At 70.3% G+C, this 13,982-nt stretch carries 15 protein-coding genes; 5 read left to right on the top strand and 10 right to left on the bottom strand.

From position 1 onward, the window contains the following. Positions 1-126: 126 nt before the first annotated feature. The 3 genes from ACFUPX_RS05845 to ACFUPX_RS05835 all read right to left on the bottom strand — a co-directional run bounded on the left by ACFUPX_RS05845 (position 127) and on the right by ACFUPX_RS05835 (position 1,897). A complete protein-coding gene (locus ACFUPX_RS05845) occupies positions 127-1,290 on the bottom strand; it encodes a cysteine desulfurase family protein (protein WP_383316611.1) in 1,164 nt (387 codons plus the stop codon). Positions 1,291-1,338: 48 nt separating this feature from the next. After that, positions 1,339-1,680: a DUF4190 domain-containing protein gene (locus ACFUPX_RS05840; protein WP_383316608.1), complete on the bottom strand. Its 342-nt coding sequence runs from the start codon at positions 1,678-1,680 to the stop codon at positions 1,339-1,341. Positions 1,681-1,741: 61 nt separating this feature from the next. Beyond that, positions 1,742-1,897 carry a hypothetical protein gene (locus ACFUPX_RS05835; protein WP_383316605.1) on the bottom strand — a complete coding sequence of 52 codons (156 nt, stop codon included), beginning with the start codon at positions 1,895-1,897 and terminating at the stop codon, positions 1,742-1,744. A 117-nt stretch (positions 1,898-2,014) separates the two neighbouring features. On the opposite strand from ACFUPX_RS05835, the gene ACFUPX_RS05830 reads away from it, so the two are divergent. Together ACFUPX_RS05830 and ACFUPX_RS05825 are read left to right on the top strand one after the other, a co-directional pair. Further along, positions 2,015-2,638, top strand: coding sequence for a TetR family transcriptional regulator (locus ACFUPX_RS05830; protein ID WP_383316602.1), 624 nt, complete (start codon positions 2,015-2,017; stop codon positions 2,636-2,638). 98 nt (positions 2,639-2,736) lie between these two features. After that, positions 2,737-3,579, top strand: coding sequence for an alpha/beta fold hydrolase (locus ACFUPX_RS05825; protein ID WP_383316599.1), 843 nt, complete (start codon positions 2,737-2,739; stop codon positions 3,577-3,579). On the opposite strand, the gene ACFUPX_RS05820 is transcribed toward ACFUPX_RS05825, so the two are convergent. Continuing rightward, complete coding sequence (locus ACFUPX_RS05820) at positions 3,539-4,528, bottom strand: helix-turn-helix transcriptional regulator (RefSeq protein WP_383316597.1); 990 nt, start codon at positions 4,526-4,528, stop codon at positions 3,539-3,541. The genes ACFUPX_RS05825 and ACFUPX_RS05820 overlap by 41 nt on opposite strands. Positions 4,529-4,659: 131 nt before the next feature. On the opposite strand from ACFUPX_RS05820, the gene ACFUPX_RS05815 reads away from it, so the two are divergent. From ACFUPX_RS05815 to ACFUPX_RS05805, 3 genes are all read left to right on the top strand, one after another. Beyond that, the gene (locus tag ACFUPX_RS05815; RefSeq protein ID WP_383316594.1) at positions 4,660-5,565 is read left to right on the top strand and encodes a LysR family transcriptional regulator; all 906 of its coding nucleotides are present in this window, start codon (positions 4,660-4,662) and stop codon (positions 5,563-5,565) included. Between the two features lie 103 nt (positions 5,566-5,668). Further along, positions 5,669-6,238 (top strand): cysteine dioxygenase, encoded by a 570-nt coding sequence (locus ACFUPX_RS05810; protein ID WP_383316591.1) that lies wholly within the window; start codon positions 5,669-5,671, stop codon positions 6,236-6,238. Further along, positions 6,238-7,284, top strand: coding sequence for a YeiH family protein (locus ACFUPX_RS05805; RefSeq protein WP_383316588.1), 1,047 nt, complete (start codon positions 6,238-6,240; stop codon positions 7,282-7,284). Before ACFUPX_RS05810 ends, ACFUPX_RS05805 begins: the two co-directional genes overlap by 1 nt. 66 nt (positions 7,285-7,350) lie before the next feature. On the opposite strand, the gene ACFUPX_RS05800 is transcribed toward ACFUPX_RS05805, so the two are convergent. From ACFUPX_RS05800 to ACFUPX_RS05775, 6 genes are all read right to left on the bottom strand, one after another. Continuing rightward, positions 7,351-8,220 carry a thioesterase family protein gene (locus tag ACFUPX_RS05800; protein ID WP_383316585.1) on the bottom strand — a complete coding sequence of 290 codons (870 nt, stop codon included), beginning with the start codon at positions 8,218-8,220 and terminating at the stop codon, positions 7,351-7,353. 64 nt (positions 8,221-8,284) lie between these two features. Continuing rightward, on the bottom strand, positions 8,285-8,953 hold the full coding sequence (locus ACFUPX_RS05795; RefSeq protein WP_383316582.1) for a trimeric intracellular cation channel family protein: 669 nt from the start codon (positions 8,951-8,953) through the stop codon (positions 8,285-8,287). Positions 8,954-9,027: 74 nt separating this feature from the next. Then, positions 9,028-10,419 carry a M1 family metallopeptidase gene (locus ACFUPX_RS05790; RefSeq protein ID WP_383316578.1) on the bottom strand — a complete coding sequence of 464 codons (1,392 nt, stop codon included), beginning with the start codon at positions 10,417-10,419 and terminating at the stop codon, positions 9,028-9,030. Between the two features lie 108 nt (positions 10,420-10,527). After that, on the bottom strand, positions 10,528-11,790 hold the full coding sequence (locus ACFUPX_RS05785; RefSeq protein WP_383316574.1) for an ABC transporter ATP-binding protein: 1,263 nt from the start codon (positions 11,788-11,790) through the stop codon (positions 10,528-10,530). Between the two features lie 35 nt (positions 11,791-11,825). Further along, positions 11,826-12,923: an ABC transporter ATP-binding protein gene (locus ACFUPX_RS05780; protein WP_383316572.1), complete on the bottom strand. Its 1,098-nt coding sequence runs from the start codon at positions 12,921-12,923 to the stop codon at positions 11,826-11,828. After that, positions 12,920-13,921, bottom strand: coding sequence for an ABC transporter permease (locus tag ACFUPX_RS05775; RefSeq protein ID WP_383316998.1), 1,002 nt, complete (start codon positions 13,919-13,921; stop codon positions 12,920-12,922). Before ACFUPX_RS05775 ends, ACFUPX_RS05780 begins: the two co-directional genes overlap by 4 nt. Between the last annotated feature and the right edge of the window lie 61 nt (positions 13,922-13,982).

Genomic DNA, 13,982 nt, shown 5'->3' with positions numbered 1-13,982 from the left:
GACCCGCTGCCGCGCCTGTCCGCCCGATAGCGGCCGAAACCGGCACCAACTCCGGTCGCGATCAACCCAGTCCGGCGTTACCTACGTCACTTACCGGAGCAAACCGGGACCAACGTGGGGCCCGGCTCAGCTCAGCCCCGCCGACCGCGCCCGTTCCACCGCCGGGCCGATCGCCTGCGCCACCGCCGCCACGTCCGCCTTGGTCGAGGTGTGCCCGAAGGAGAAGCGCAGGGTGCCGCGGGCCAGGTCAGGGTCGGTCCCGGTGGCGAGCAGGACGTGGCTCGGCTGGGCCACGCCCGCCGTACAGGCCGAACCGGTGGAGCACTCGATGCCCTGGGCGTCGAGCAGCAGCAGAAGGGAGTCCCCCTCGCACCCCGGGAAGGTGAAGTGGGCGTTCGCGGGCAACCGGTCGACCGGGTCTCCCCCCAGGATCGCGCCGGGAACCGCCTCGCGCACGGCGGAGACCAGATCGTCCCGCAGCGCCCCGATCTCACGGGCGAACCACTCGCGCTGCCCGGCGGCATGCTTCCCCGCCACGGCGAACGCGGCGATCGCGGGCACGTCGAGCGTCCCGGAGCGCACATGACGCTCCTGCCCGCCGCCGTGCAGGACGGGCACGGGGCTGTACTCACGGCCCAGGAGCAGCGCCCCGATGCCGTACGGACCGCCGATCTTGTGGCCGGACAAGGTCATCGCGGCGAGCCCGGAAGCGCCGAAGTCGACGGGCACCTGACCGAAGGCCTGCACCGCGTCGGCGTGCAGCGGGATGTCGAACTCCCCCGCGACGTCGGCCAGTTCACGGATCGGCTGGAGGGTGCCGATCTCGTTGTTGGCCCACATGACGGTGGCGAGGGCGACGTCGTCGGGGTTGCGCTCGATCGCCTCGCGCAGCGCTTCGGGGTGCACGCGGCCGTAGGAGTCGACGGGGAGGTACTCGACGGTGGCGCCTTCGTGCTCGCCGAGCCAGTGCACGGCGTCGAGGACGGCGTGGTGCTCGACGGGGCTGGAGAGGACTCTGGTCCGCACGGGGTCGGCGTCGCGCCGCGCCCAGTACAAGCCCTTCACGGCGAGGTTGTCGGCCTCCGTGCCGCCCGCGGTGAAGACGGTCTCGCTGGGGCGCGCGCCGAGCGACTCGGCGAGCGTCTCGCGGGCCTCCTCGACGGTGCGTCGCGCCCTGCGTCCCGCGGCGTGCAGTGAGGAGGCGTTGCCGGTGACGGCGAGCTGGGCGGTCATCGCCGCGATCGCCTCCGGGAGCATCGGAGTGGTCGCTGCGTGGTCGAGGTAGGCCATGGTGGACACGATTCTACGAGCCTCGGCGGGCCCCGCGTCCAAGCGGTGTCAGCCCGCGAGACCCCACGACACGGTGTTGTCCATGGACATCAGTACGGCGAGGACGACGAGATCGGCCACACCGAGCCCGAGGCCGAGCATCGCGCGACCCTTCCGGCCGGTCCCGCGCAGGAGCGCGATGCCCGCGAGGACGATCGCGATCGGGCCGAGGAAGAGGTTCAGGACGAGCAGCCCGAGCAGGCCGAGGACGAACGAGGCGACGGCCATGCCGTCGGTGTCACGCCGGCCGGTGGGGACGGGGGCGGCGGAAGAAGCGCTGGAAGACGCGCCGGCAGAGGCGGTGGAGGAAGTGGTGGTCCTGGACTTCGGGGCGAGGGTGCTGAGTCCCATGGTGCGACTCCTTTCAGAGGCCGTACGGATCGATCACGGAAGGACGGTGGCGCGCTCAGGCTCAGGAGTGACGGCGCCCGTGCCGCTCGCGGATCGTGAACACCACGAGCCAGACGCCGATGACGGCGGCGGCGACGAGGGAGACGGAGATCGGCGCGTGGGCCACGGAGCCCAGGGCGACACCGAGCAGCAGAAGTGCGGCGACGAGAAACAGCATGGGACACCTCTCGTGTGAGGGTTTCGGTGAACGCTTGTGGTAACACCTGTTCACTGACTTAGAGAGTACCGCCTCTCCGGCTTTTCAATCTCGGAGAACAGTTGTTAACTGCATGGCATGAGTCACACTCTCGGCGTCCGGCAGGCACAGAAGCAGAAAACCCGGCAGGCACTTCTCGACGCGGCCCTCCAGCTGCTCGAGGAGCAGAGCCTGAACAGCCTGGGCCTGCGCGAGGTCACCCGCGCCGTGGGCGTGGCCCCCACCGCCTTCTACCGGCACTTCCGCGACATGGCCGACCTGGGCGTGACCCTGGTCGAGGCGGCGCTGAGCAGCCTGCACACCACGCTCGCCGCCCTCCTCGCGGAGACCGGCGACGGCGAGGAACGCATCGCGGCCACGGTCGAGTTGATCGTCGCCTATGTACGGACGCACCCCGCCCACGTCCGCTTCATCGCCCGCGAGCAGCACGGCGGCGTACAGGCCGTGCGGTCCGCGATAGGCGATCAACTCGGCCTGTTCGCGCAGGAGGTGAAAGACCAGTTCGCCCAGGAGCCGGAGTCGGCGGGCTGGGACGAGGACGATCTCCTGATGCTGGCCAGGATGTACGTCGACCACATGGTGATGACCGCGTCCGCGCTCCTGGAGGCGGCGCCCGGCACCGAGGAGCGGGTGGCGGCCAGTGCGCGCAGGCAGCTGCGCCTGGTGTCGCTCGGGCGGCGCCACTGGCTGGACGAGCAGTGACCCGGGGGGGGGTGAAGACGGCAATGACCCGGGAGGCGGCACGCGCCGTCGGCTGCGGGTCTCGACGCCGACCGTAAGGAGCTATTAGCCTTACGGTCATGACGACCGATCGCGACTGGATCCTCGACCAGACCTTCGCGGGGCCGACCGGCACCGTCCGCTGGACCGCCATCGGCCCCAAGGACGCACCCCCCGTCGTACTCGTCCACGGCACGCCTTTCTCCTCGTACGTCTGGCGGGGCGTGGCCAGCGCGCTCTCCCGCGAGCACCGTGTCCACGTAGGGGACCTCCCCGGCTACGGGACGTCGGAGATGCGCCCCGGGCAGGACGTGAGCCTGGCCGCGCAGGCCCGCGTCCTCACCGAGCTGCTCGCGCACTGGGGCCTGGACGAACCCGCCGTCGTGGCCCACGACTTCGGCGGCTGCGTCGCCCTGCGCGCCCATCTCCTGCACGGCGCCCGCTACGCACGCCTCGCCCTCGTCGACCCGGTGGCCCTCGCCCCCTGGGGCTCCCCCACCTACCGCCTGCTGGGCGCGCACGCCGACGTCTTCGCCCAGCTGCCGCCCGCGCTGCACGAGGCACTGGTGCGCGAGTACGTCGGTTCGGCGAGCCACCGCGGCCTGCACCCGGCGGTGCTCGACCGCCTGGTCGAGCCCTGGTGCACGCAGGAGGGCAGGCCGGCGTTCTACCGGCAGATCGAGCAGAACGACCAGCGGTACACGGACGAGATCCAGGGCAGGTACGGCGAGTTGGACCTCCCCGTCCTCATCTGCTGGGGCACGGACGACACCTGGATCCCGGTGGAGCGCGGCCACGAGCTCGCCGGGCTGATCCCCGGCGCCGAGCTGCGTCTGATCGAGGGCGCGGGACATCTCGTACAGGAGGACGCGCCCGCCGAGCTCACCGGGGAGCTGAGCCGCTTCCTGCGTACAGACCGGTGACCGCTGCGGCGGCGTACGCCAGCTCGGCGCGGACCTCGGGCGGCGAGAGCACCTCCACGCTCGCCGCGAACGGGAGCAGCGTGCGGGCGTCGCCGACGACACCGAACCCGAGGCGGACGGTGATCCACTCGCTCTCCCCGTCGTCTTCGGGAGGCCCGCTCAGGAACTGCCCCTTGAGGCGCAGGAACTGGGCGAACCGGTCGCGCGAGACCCGGGCCGTCACGTCGACGCCGACCGGACGGTCCTCGACCTGACGCTTCAGGACGCCCCAGACGTCGGCGAGTTCGACACCGGGCCTGCGCCGCACGGCCAGCTCCGTGAGGGTCGCCCCCTGTACGCGGTCGGCGCGGAAGAGCCGCGGGGCGCCACGCTGGTCGGCGACCAGATACCAGACGCCCGCCTTGGAGACGAGGCCGTAGGGATCCACCGTGTACGTGCTCGGCTCCGCGTCGCCGCTGTGCCGGTAGCGCAGGCTCAGCCGCCGGTCGGAGAAGACGGCGTCCTGCAGTACGTCGAGGTCGACGGCGACCGGATCCGTTCCGCGCGGCCCCGGCATCCAGCGCGCCGAGTCGACGAGGATGCGCCGGCTCGCCAACTCGGCGGCGGGCCGGTGCGGTTCGGGCAGCGCCGCCATGACCTTGCGCAGCGCGGAGCCGATCGCGTCACCGAGCCCGAGCGCGGCGTGCGCGCCCTGGGCGGCCAGGACGAACAGGGCCCGCGACTCGTCCGCCGTGAGCCCCGTGACGTCCGTACGGAACCCGGGCAGCAGCGCGATGCCCCCGTGCCGCCCGCGCTCGGCGTACACCGGGACACCGGAGGTGGAGAGCGCCTCGATGTCGCGGTAGATGGTGCGTACGGAGACTTCGAGGCGGTCGGCGAGTTCATGGGCGGGGACCTGCCCGCGGGTCTGGAGCAGCAGCAGGATCGAGAGCAGCCGGTCGGATTTCACGTGGCCAAGGATGGCGGAAAAGGCTGACATCCGGTGTCAGGTGAGACCGCGAAGGGTGTCGGGCGGCACGTCGGGCTGCACGGGGAAGGGGGACCTGTCGGCTCTTTCCGGGCCCCGCATATGATTCAAGCGTGTTCGATTCCCGGCACATCAGGTCATTCCATGAAGTGGTCCGCACCGGCTCCTACTCCGCCGCCGCCCGCTCGCTGGGCTATACGCAACCTGCGATCACCCAGCAGATGAAGGCGCTCGAACGGTCCGTCGGCACGGTCCTGTTCACCCGCGTCGGCCGCAAGATGCGCCTCACCGAGGCGGGCGAGGCGCTCTCCCGGCACGCGGGGATCATCCTCGGGAACATCGACGCCGCCCAGCAGCAGATGAACGCCATCACGGGCCTGCGCACCGGCCGCGTCCGCATCTGCGCCTTCCCCAGCGCCAACGCCACCCTCATCCCCGAGGCGCTGGCCCGACTCGCGCGAAGCCACCCAGGCGTGCGCGTCGAACTCCAGGAGAACGAACCGCCGGAGTCGCTCCAGCGCCTGGTGGACGGCGACTGCGACATCACGCTGGCCTTCCACTATCCCGGCCTGCACGAGGACGTGCCGGACGAGGTGGTGGAGATCCCGCTGATGGAGGACCAGCTGACGGTCCTGATGCCGGCCCGCCACCCGCTCGCCCGGCGGCGCTCCGTGCGCCTCGTCGACCTGGCGGGCGAGCGCTGGATCGCGGGCTGCCTGCGCTGTCGCGCCAACTTCCTGCACGAGTGCGCCGAGCAGGGCTTCGCGCCGGACATCGCCTTCACCACGGACGACAACCTCGTCATCCAGAGCCTGGTCGCCGAGGGTCTGGGCATCGCGATGATGCCGGGGCTCGTCCTCAACTTCCTGCGCCACCGCGAGGTGACGGGACGGGCCCTGGATCCGGCGTCACGGCGGCAGGTCTCGGCGTACGCGCTCCGGGAGCACCTGCACATTCCCGCGACGGCGCTGGTGCTGGAGGAGCTGAAGGCGGTCGCGGCGAACCGGGTGGGCTGCTGAGGCGCTCCGCCCCGGCCGGACGCCGCCATCCATAAGCAGAAGTTGGGGCAGGGCTTAGAAACTGTCGTTGGACGTGATGGAGGGGCGGCAGGACGCTGCCCCTATGAGTGCCTCCACCACCGCGTACCGAGCGGCCCGTACCACCGGGCGCCTGGACGCCCTCGTCGCCGGCGTCCGCGAGGCCGTCGGCCGGGGGCTGCCGCCCAATCTGACCGCGTACGTGGTCGGCGAGCGGCTCGCGCCGCATATGGGCGCGGCCGATCTGCTCGCCGACGAGCAGTGCGAGGGCGATCCCGGGCGCTACCGTCAGCATCTGCTGCACGCCGAACACGACGGCAGCTTCTCGGTGGTCGGCCTCGTCTGGCTGCCGGGTCAGTGCACGCCGGTCCACGACCACGTCTCCTGGTGCGTCACCGGGGTCCACGAGGGCGCGGAGCACGAGCGGCGCTACCGGCTCGTCCCGGCCGCGTCCGGCGTCCCTGCCCGGCTCGTCGCCACGGAGGACCGGGTCAACCCGCGGGGCTCGGTGTGCGGTTTCGCGCCGCCCGGCGACATCCACCGGGTCCGGAACGCCGGTACGGAGCGGGCGATCTCGCTGCACGTGTACGGCGCGGACATCTCCCGCCTCGGCACCAGCGTGCGCCGGGTGTACGACCTGCCGGCCGACCTCTGATGGCGCTGCTCGGCCAGCGACCGCCGGTCACCGCGGGCACACCTCCCCGCCCTCGCCCCAGCCCGCTGCCGGGGCTCGCTCTCGCGGTCCTCGGTGTCGCGGTGGCCTGGGTGACGCACGCGCTGGTCCCCGCCGTCCCCATGCTGACGGCCGCGGTGGTGCTCGGCCTCGCGGCGGCGCACGTACCGGGCGTGCGGGCCGTCGTACGGGGCCGGGGCAGGGCGGGGCTCTCCCTCGCCGGGAAGCGGCTGATGCGGCTCGGCATCGTCCTGCTCGGCCTGAAGCTGAGCCTGGACGACGTCCTGGGGCTCGGCTGGGCGACGGTGGCGATGGTGCTCGGGGTGGTCACGGCGACGTTCTTCGGGACGTGGTGGCTGGGCCGCCGGCTGGGGCTGCCCGGCGACCAGCCGCTCCTGATCGCCACCGGCTACTCGATCTGCGGGGCGTCCGCGATCGGTGCGGTCAGTGAGGTGACGGAGAGCGAGGAACGGGACGCCGCGGTGTCGGTGGCGCTCGTGACGCTCTGCGGGACGCTCGCCATTGCCGTACTGCCCTTGCTGCAGGGTCCGTTGGGACTCAGCGACGTGGAGTTCGGGCGGTGGGCGGGGGCGAGCGTCCACGACGTGGGGCAGGTGGTGGCCACCGCGCAGACCGCGGGGGCGGGGGCCCTGGGGGACGCGGTTCTCGTGAAGTTGATGCGGGTGGCGATGCTCGGGCCGTTGGTGGCGGGGGTCGCGCTGGCCCACCGGGCCCGGTCCGCGTCGGGTGGGGTGGTGGGCCGCAGGCGCCCGCCGGTGATTCCGTTGTTCGTGGCGGGGTTCTTGGTGATGGTCGCCGTGCGGAGCACCGGGTGGGTTCCGGGTTCCGTCCTCGATGTCGCGGGGCACGCGCAGGAACTGCTGCTGGCCGCGGCGCTGTTCGGGCTCGGGGCCGCGGTGGATCTGCCCTCGCTGGCGCGGACCGGGGGGCGGGTGGCGGCGCTGGGGCTCTGTGCGTGGGTTGTGGTCGCGGGGGGTTCTTATGCGGGGGTGGTGTGGGTCGGCTGAGGAGATGGCCTCAAACTCCCCCAAGCTCTTGATGAGCAGGGGCGACCCCCATCCGGGCCGGGACTCTCAGCCCAGCCGGACCCGCGCCAGTTGCCGCGACTGGGCGACCAGGCGGTCCGTGCTGTCCCAGACCTCCGCGTCCTCCTCCAGGAAGCCACCGGCGAGGTTCCGCGTGGTGATCGAGACCCGGAGCGGGCCCGGCGCCGGCTTCGCGCGGACATGGACCGTCAGTTCCACCGTCGGGACCCAGCCGGAGAGGCCCAGCTCGAAGGCCGTCGGCGGCAGCGCGTCCACCGCGAGCAGCAGCGACAGCGGATCCGCGTCACGGCCGTCCGCGAGGCCGAACCAGGCCCGCATCTCCCCCTTGCCGGACGGCTGGCCCAGCGCCCACCCCAGGGTGGAGGGGTCCAGCTTCAGGAAGAGCCGGTCACTGATCGCGGAACTGCCGGGCACAGGGCGGTGGTCCGGAGCGTCCTGCGGGCCGAAGCACTGCTCCAGCGGCGGCAGGGCGGGCGGCTTGGCCGTCGTACGGACGTCGTCGGGAAGGCCCGCCAGATCGCCGTACGAGGCGAGCACCCGGATCCGCTCGACCTCGCGCCCCTCCTCGTCGTACTGGAAGAGGGAGGCCTGCCCGGTCGACAGGGTCCGTCCCGCCCGTGCCGTGTCCGTGCGGATCACGGCGGGCCCGGGGTGGGACGCCGTGAGGTAGTGCGCGGAGACCGTGAAGGGATCGGCGTGCGGCAGGGCGTCGCCGAGCGCGCGGCCGATGACCGCGAGGAGATAGCCGCCGTTGACGGCGTTGATGATCGTCCACCCGGCGGAGAGCTCGATGTCGTAGACGCCGGGCTCCCGCCGGGTGACCGCGGTGTCGCGGTCGAACTCGCTGTCGCCGATGCTCGCGGGCACCGCTGCCGGTATGGATGCTGCCTCTGCCATGGCAGCAACGTACAACATCTAATTACTGAGCGGTAGCTTTTTCTGTCTCGTCGCCCTCGCCCTCCTACGACACCTCCTCCACCTCCACCGCGGTCGAGCGCCGGTGCCAGGCCCGTGGGGCGCGCCAGTGGTAGCGCAGCGCGAGCAGCCGCAGGACGAAGGTGGTGACCACGGCGAGGCTGCTGGTGAAGGCGTTCACCATGTCGTAGTTGATGCAGAGCGCGACCATCGCGGAGCCGACGATCGCGGGCACGGCGTACAGGTCGCGGTCCCAGCGCACCAGCGAGGGCACCTCGTTGGCGATGATGTCGCGCAGCACGCCGCCGCCCACCGCGGTGGCGAGCCCCAGGGTCGCCGACGAGGTGAGCCCGAGGCCGTAGTCGTACGCCTTGGTCGTGCCGGTGACACAGAAGAGGCCCAGGCCCGCCGCGTCGAAGACGTTCACCGCGAGCTGGGTGCGCTCCACCTCGGGGTGCAGGAAGAACACCAGGAGGGCCGCGAACAGCGGGGTGATGAAGTAGCCGAGGTCGGTGAAGGCGGCGGGCGGCACCGCCCCGATGACCACGTCACGGATGAGCCCTCCGCCCAGCGCGGTGACCTCGGCGAGCACGGCGATGCCGAACACGTCGAAGTTCTTGCGCACGGCGAGCAGCGCCCCGGAGATCGCGAAGACGAAGATCCCGACGATGTCGAGCGCGTGCTGGACGGAGGGACTGAACAGATCCTGAATCACGCGACATTCTTACCTGCCCGCCGGTGCGGGCCCCACCAGGGCGGTGCCGCGCGGCGGCTTGCGGGCAGCGGCGGCTACAGGGCGGGCTTGCCCTTCGTGAACAGCCACGTCTCGAACAGCGAGTCGAGCTGCTTGCCCGAGATCTTCTCGGCGAGCTTGATGAAGTCGGCGGTGTTCGCGTTGCCGTACTTGTTCTGCGCGGTCCAGGCCGGAAGCAGCTTGAAGAACGCCTTGTCGCCGATGCGCTCGCGCAGGACCTGGAGCGTCATCGCGCCTCGCTGGTAGACGGCGGAGGCGAACATCGTGTCGCGCTGCGGGTCGCCGACGACGGTCTGCCAGAAGGGCGCGTCCGCGGGGCGTGCGTTGTAACCCGCGAGGAAGGCCTCACGGGCGGTCTGGGTGCCCTTGTGCTCGCTCCACAGCCACTGGGAGTAGGTCGCGAAGCCTTCGTTGAGCCAGATGTCCTTCCACTGGTCGACGGAGACGGAGTCGCCGAACCACTGGTGGGCGAGCTCGTGGGCGATGGTCGACTCGCTGCGGATCGCGGAGTAGACCGGCTTGGTCTGGGTTTCGAGCGAGAAGCCGGCCTGCGGCATGTCGTCGACGATCGCGCCGGTCTCCTCGAAGGGATAGGGACCGAAGACCTTCGACCAGTAGTCGGTGACCTCCGCCGTGACGCCGTACACGTCGACGTTGTTGCTGTTCTCCAGTACGGGGTCGATGGCGACGTAGATCGGGGTTCCCCCGGGGGTCTTGCCCTTCTTGACGTCGAACTTCCCGATCGTGGCGGTCGCCAGGTAGGTCGCCATGGGCTTGGACTCGCGCCAGTGGGCGACGGTCTGGCCGCCCTTGTCGTAGGTGTCGACCAGACGGCCGTTGGAGACCCCGGTCAGGCCCTTGGGGGCCTTGATGCGGATGTCGAAGGCCGCCTTGTCCATGGGGTGGTCGCTGGAGGGGAACCAGGTGGATGCCGCGTTGGGCTCACAGGCGACGAAGACGCCGTCGGTGGTCTTCATCCAGCCGTAGTCGGAGCCGAAGACGATGGGGCCGCTCAGCGCCTCGGGCACACCGCCGTAGGTGACGGTGACGGTGAACGTCTTGTTCTTGCCCAGGTGGTCGCGCGGGCTGATGCGGATCTCGTCGCCGTCGCGGGTGAACTTCGCGCGTCTGCCGTTCACCTCGATTCTGGTCACCTCCAGCTTCTGGAGGTCGAGGTCGAAGGAGGAGAGGTTCTGGGTGGCGCGCGCGGTGATCGTGGTGCGGCCGTCGAGGCGGTCGGTGTCGGGGTTGTACGCCACGTCGAGGCCGTAGTGGCGTACGTCGAATCCGCCGTTGCCCAGCTGCGGGAAGTACGGGTCGCCCACGCCGTCGGAGCCCGGGTGGGGCCCGGGTGCGGCGGCGATGAGGCAGAAGGAGGCGGCGGCGGTGGCCAGCGCCCCCAGACGTGCCGAACGGGAGAGTGCCATGAGTCATCCCTTCGCGCGTGTTCCGGTGAAACGGACACGCAGACTCTGCACTCTCCCGTATGGGCGTGTACATGACCTGGTGACTGATTTTTACCAAGTCATCAGGCGCTAGCGGTCAGTTGACTCCTGACCCTTGGCTTCCGCTTTCGGGGCGTCCTTCGAGACGGCCTTCGGCTCGGTCTTCGGCTCGGTCTTCGGCTCGGTCTTCGGCTCGGTCTCCGAGAGGGTCTTCGGAGCGTCCTTCGCCACGGCCGGCGTGGCTTCCTCCGCCGCCGTCTCCTCGGCCTTGCTCACCACGGACACCACGTCGATCGCCTCCTTGGCGACCTGAAGCAGCTTGGTGTCGCCCGGCTGCTGGTCCTCGGCGTTCTCCGGGTGGTGGCACGCCACCTGGTGGCCGGAGGCGAGAGCGATCAGCGGCGGCTCGGTCTTCGCGCAGATCTCCGTCGCCTTCCAGCAGCGCGTGTGGAAACGGCAGCCGGTGGGCGGGTCGATCGGCGAGGGGACGTCACCGCGGAGCAGGATGCGCTCGCTCTTGACGCCGCGCCGCTTGGGGTCGGGCACCGGAACGGCGGACAGGAGCGCCTTGGTGTACGGGTGCATCGGCGTGGAGTAGAGGTCCTTACGGTCCGCGAGCTCCACGATCTTGCCGAGGTACATCACCGCGATGCGGTCCGAGACGTGCCGGATGACCGAGAGGTCGTGCGCGATGATCACGTACGTGAGGCCGAGGTCGTCCTGGAGGTCGTCCAGGAGGTTGACCACCTGCGCCTGGATGGAGACGTCCAGGGCGGAGACGGGCTCGTCGGCCACGACCAGCTTGGGCTGCAGGGCGAGCGCACGGGCGATGCCGATGCGCTGGCGCTGACCGCCGGAGAACTCGTGCGGGTAGCGGTTGTAGTGCTCGGGGCTGAGCCCCACCCGCTCCAGCATCTCCTGCACGGTCTTCTTCAGACCGCCCTCGGGCTTGACGCCCTGCAGCTTGAACGGCGCACCGACGATCGTGCCGATGGTGTGCCGCGGGTTCAGCGACGAGTACGGGTCCTGGAAGATCATCTGCACGTCGCGGCGCAGCGGCCGCATCTTGCCGACGCTCAGGTGCGTGATGTCCACGCCCTCGAACTCCACGCGGCCCGCGGTCGGTTCGAGCAAGCGCGTGATCAGGCGGCCCATCGTCGACTTGCCGCAGCCCGACTCGCCCACGACGCCGAGCGTCTCACCCGGGCGTACGTCGAAGCTGAGACCGTCGACGGCCTGCACGGCGGCCACCTGGCGCTGCAACAGCCCCTTCTTGATGGGGAAGTGCTTCACCAGGCCTTCGACCTTGAGCAGCGGCTCGGGTGAGCTCTCCTTCTGCGCCGGGATCGTCATCTCCTGGCCCTTCGCCTGATCTTTCGCATCGTCTTTCACAGCTTCGGCGCAATCTCTTCGGTCCAGATACGGGTGCGCTCGTCCTGCGACATGTGGCAGGCGGTGAAGTGGCCCGACGCGACCTCGTGCAGGTCGGGGCGCTCACGGCGGGTGATCTGGTCCTTGGGGATGTCGGCGTAGGGGCAGCGCGGGTTGAAGGCGCAGCCCGTAGGCAGGTTGATCAGGCTGGGCGGGGAGCCCTTGACCGGCACGAGCCGGTCGGTCTCCTCGCGGTCGATGCGCGGCATCGATCCCAGCAGGCCCCAGGTGTAGGGGTGCTGGGGCTCGTAGAAGACCTTCTCGGCGGAGCCGCGCTCGACGCAGCGCCCGCCGTACATCACGAGCAGCTCGTCCGCCATCTCGGCGACCACGCCCAGGTCGTGCGTGATCATGATGACCGCGGAGCCGAACTCCTTCTGCAGATCCCGGATGAGGTCGAGGATCTGCGCCTGGACGGTGACGTCCAGGGCGGTCGTCGGCTCGTCCGCGATGAGCAGCTCGGGGTTGTTCACCAGGGCCATCGCGATCATCGCGCGCTGGCGCATGCCGCCCGAGAACTCGTGCGGGTAGCTGTCGACCCGCTTGTCCGGCTGGGGGATGCCCACCCGGTCGAGCATCTCGACGGCACGCCTGCGGGCGACCTTCTTGTCCACCTTGTGGTGGACGCGGTACGCCTCGGTGATCTGCTGGCCGATGGAGTAGTACGGGTGCAGCGCGGACAGCGGATCCTGGAAGATCATCGCCATCTCGCGGCCACGCAGCTTGCGCACCTCGTTCGGGTCCGCGCTGAGCAGCTCCGTGCCGTTCAGCCAGATCTCGCCGGACAGCTGCGGCTTGCGGCTGCCGTACTGCCCGGCGGTGTGCAGGCCGAGGATGCCGAGCGAGGTGACCGACTTGCCGGATCCCGACTCGCCGACGATACCGAGGGTCTTGCCCTTCTCCAGCTGGAAGCTGAGCCCGTCGACGGACTTGACCAGGCCGTCGTCGGTCGGGAAGTGCACCTTGAGGTCGCGCACTTCGAGAAAGGCGGTGGGAGCGACCGAGTCGACGACGGGTTCTCCGACCGCCGCTCCGGTCTTGTGCAATTCGGTCATCCCAGCCTCACTCGCGGGTCGATGACGGCGTACAGAAGGTCGACGACGAGGTTGGCGAGGGCGATCGCGAGCGACGCGCACAAGGTGACGCCGAGGATGACCGGCAGGTCCTTGTTGCTGATGGCCTTGACCGCTTCCAGGCCGAGCCCCGGCAGGTTGAACGTGGACTCGGTGAGGACGGCGCCACCGAGGAGCACACCGAGGTCGAGGCCGAAGACGGTGAGGATCGGCGTCATGGCGGAGCGCAGCGCGTGCCGTCTGATGACGACGGCCTCGCCGAGCCCCTTGGCGCGCGCGGTGCGGATGTAGTCCTCACCGAGCACTTCCAGCATGGTGGCGCGGGTCAGTCGCGCGTACATGGCGGCGTTGAGGAACGCGAGCACGATCCACGGCAGGATCATCGTCTCGAACCAGACGTTGATCGGATCGTCCGTGGTGAGGGTGTCCTCGATCTCCACCCAGCCGAGCGTGTGGACGAAGAGCCCCATCGCGATCATGCCGGTGAAGAAGATCGGCAGCGAGACACCGCCGAGGGCGGTGATCATCGCGGAACGGTCCCAGATGGTGCCGCGCTTGAGCGCGGAGAGCACGCCGGTGGCGACACCGGCGACCAGCCACAGCACACAGGCACCGGCGGCGAGCGCCATGGTGACCGGCAGGGCGTCCTTGAGGGTTTCCCAGACCGGCGCCTCGGTACGGAAGGAGTATCCGAAGCAGGGGGCCGGGCAGTGGGTGACGTCGGCCCCGTTGGCGTAGTCACGCCCCATCGGGATGCCCTTGACGAAGTCCCAGAACTGGACGAGCAGCGGGTCGTCGAGACCCAGTTTGATCCGGATGCCCGCGAGCTGCTCGGCACCGGACGACTTCCCGGCGAAGAGGACGGCGATGTCCTGTCCCGCCCACTTGGGCAGCATGAAGAAGACGGTGAAGGTCGCGAGCAGTACGACCAGCACCATGACGATGACGGCGATCAGGCGCCGGATGAGATAAGCAAGCACTGTGCGCGGCCCGGCGGTGGCCGGGACCCCCTTGTGAGGAGTCACGGCCACCGCCCGGGGC

Source organism: Streptomyces sp. NPDC057302, from assembly GCF_042667685.1.
Taxonomy (GTDB): domain Bacteria; phylum Actinomycetota; class Actinomycetes; order Streptomycetales; family Streptomycetaceae; genus Streptomyces.
This window is presented reverse-complemented; position numbering and strand designations above follow the sequence as displayed.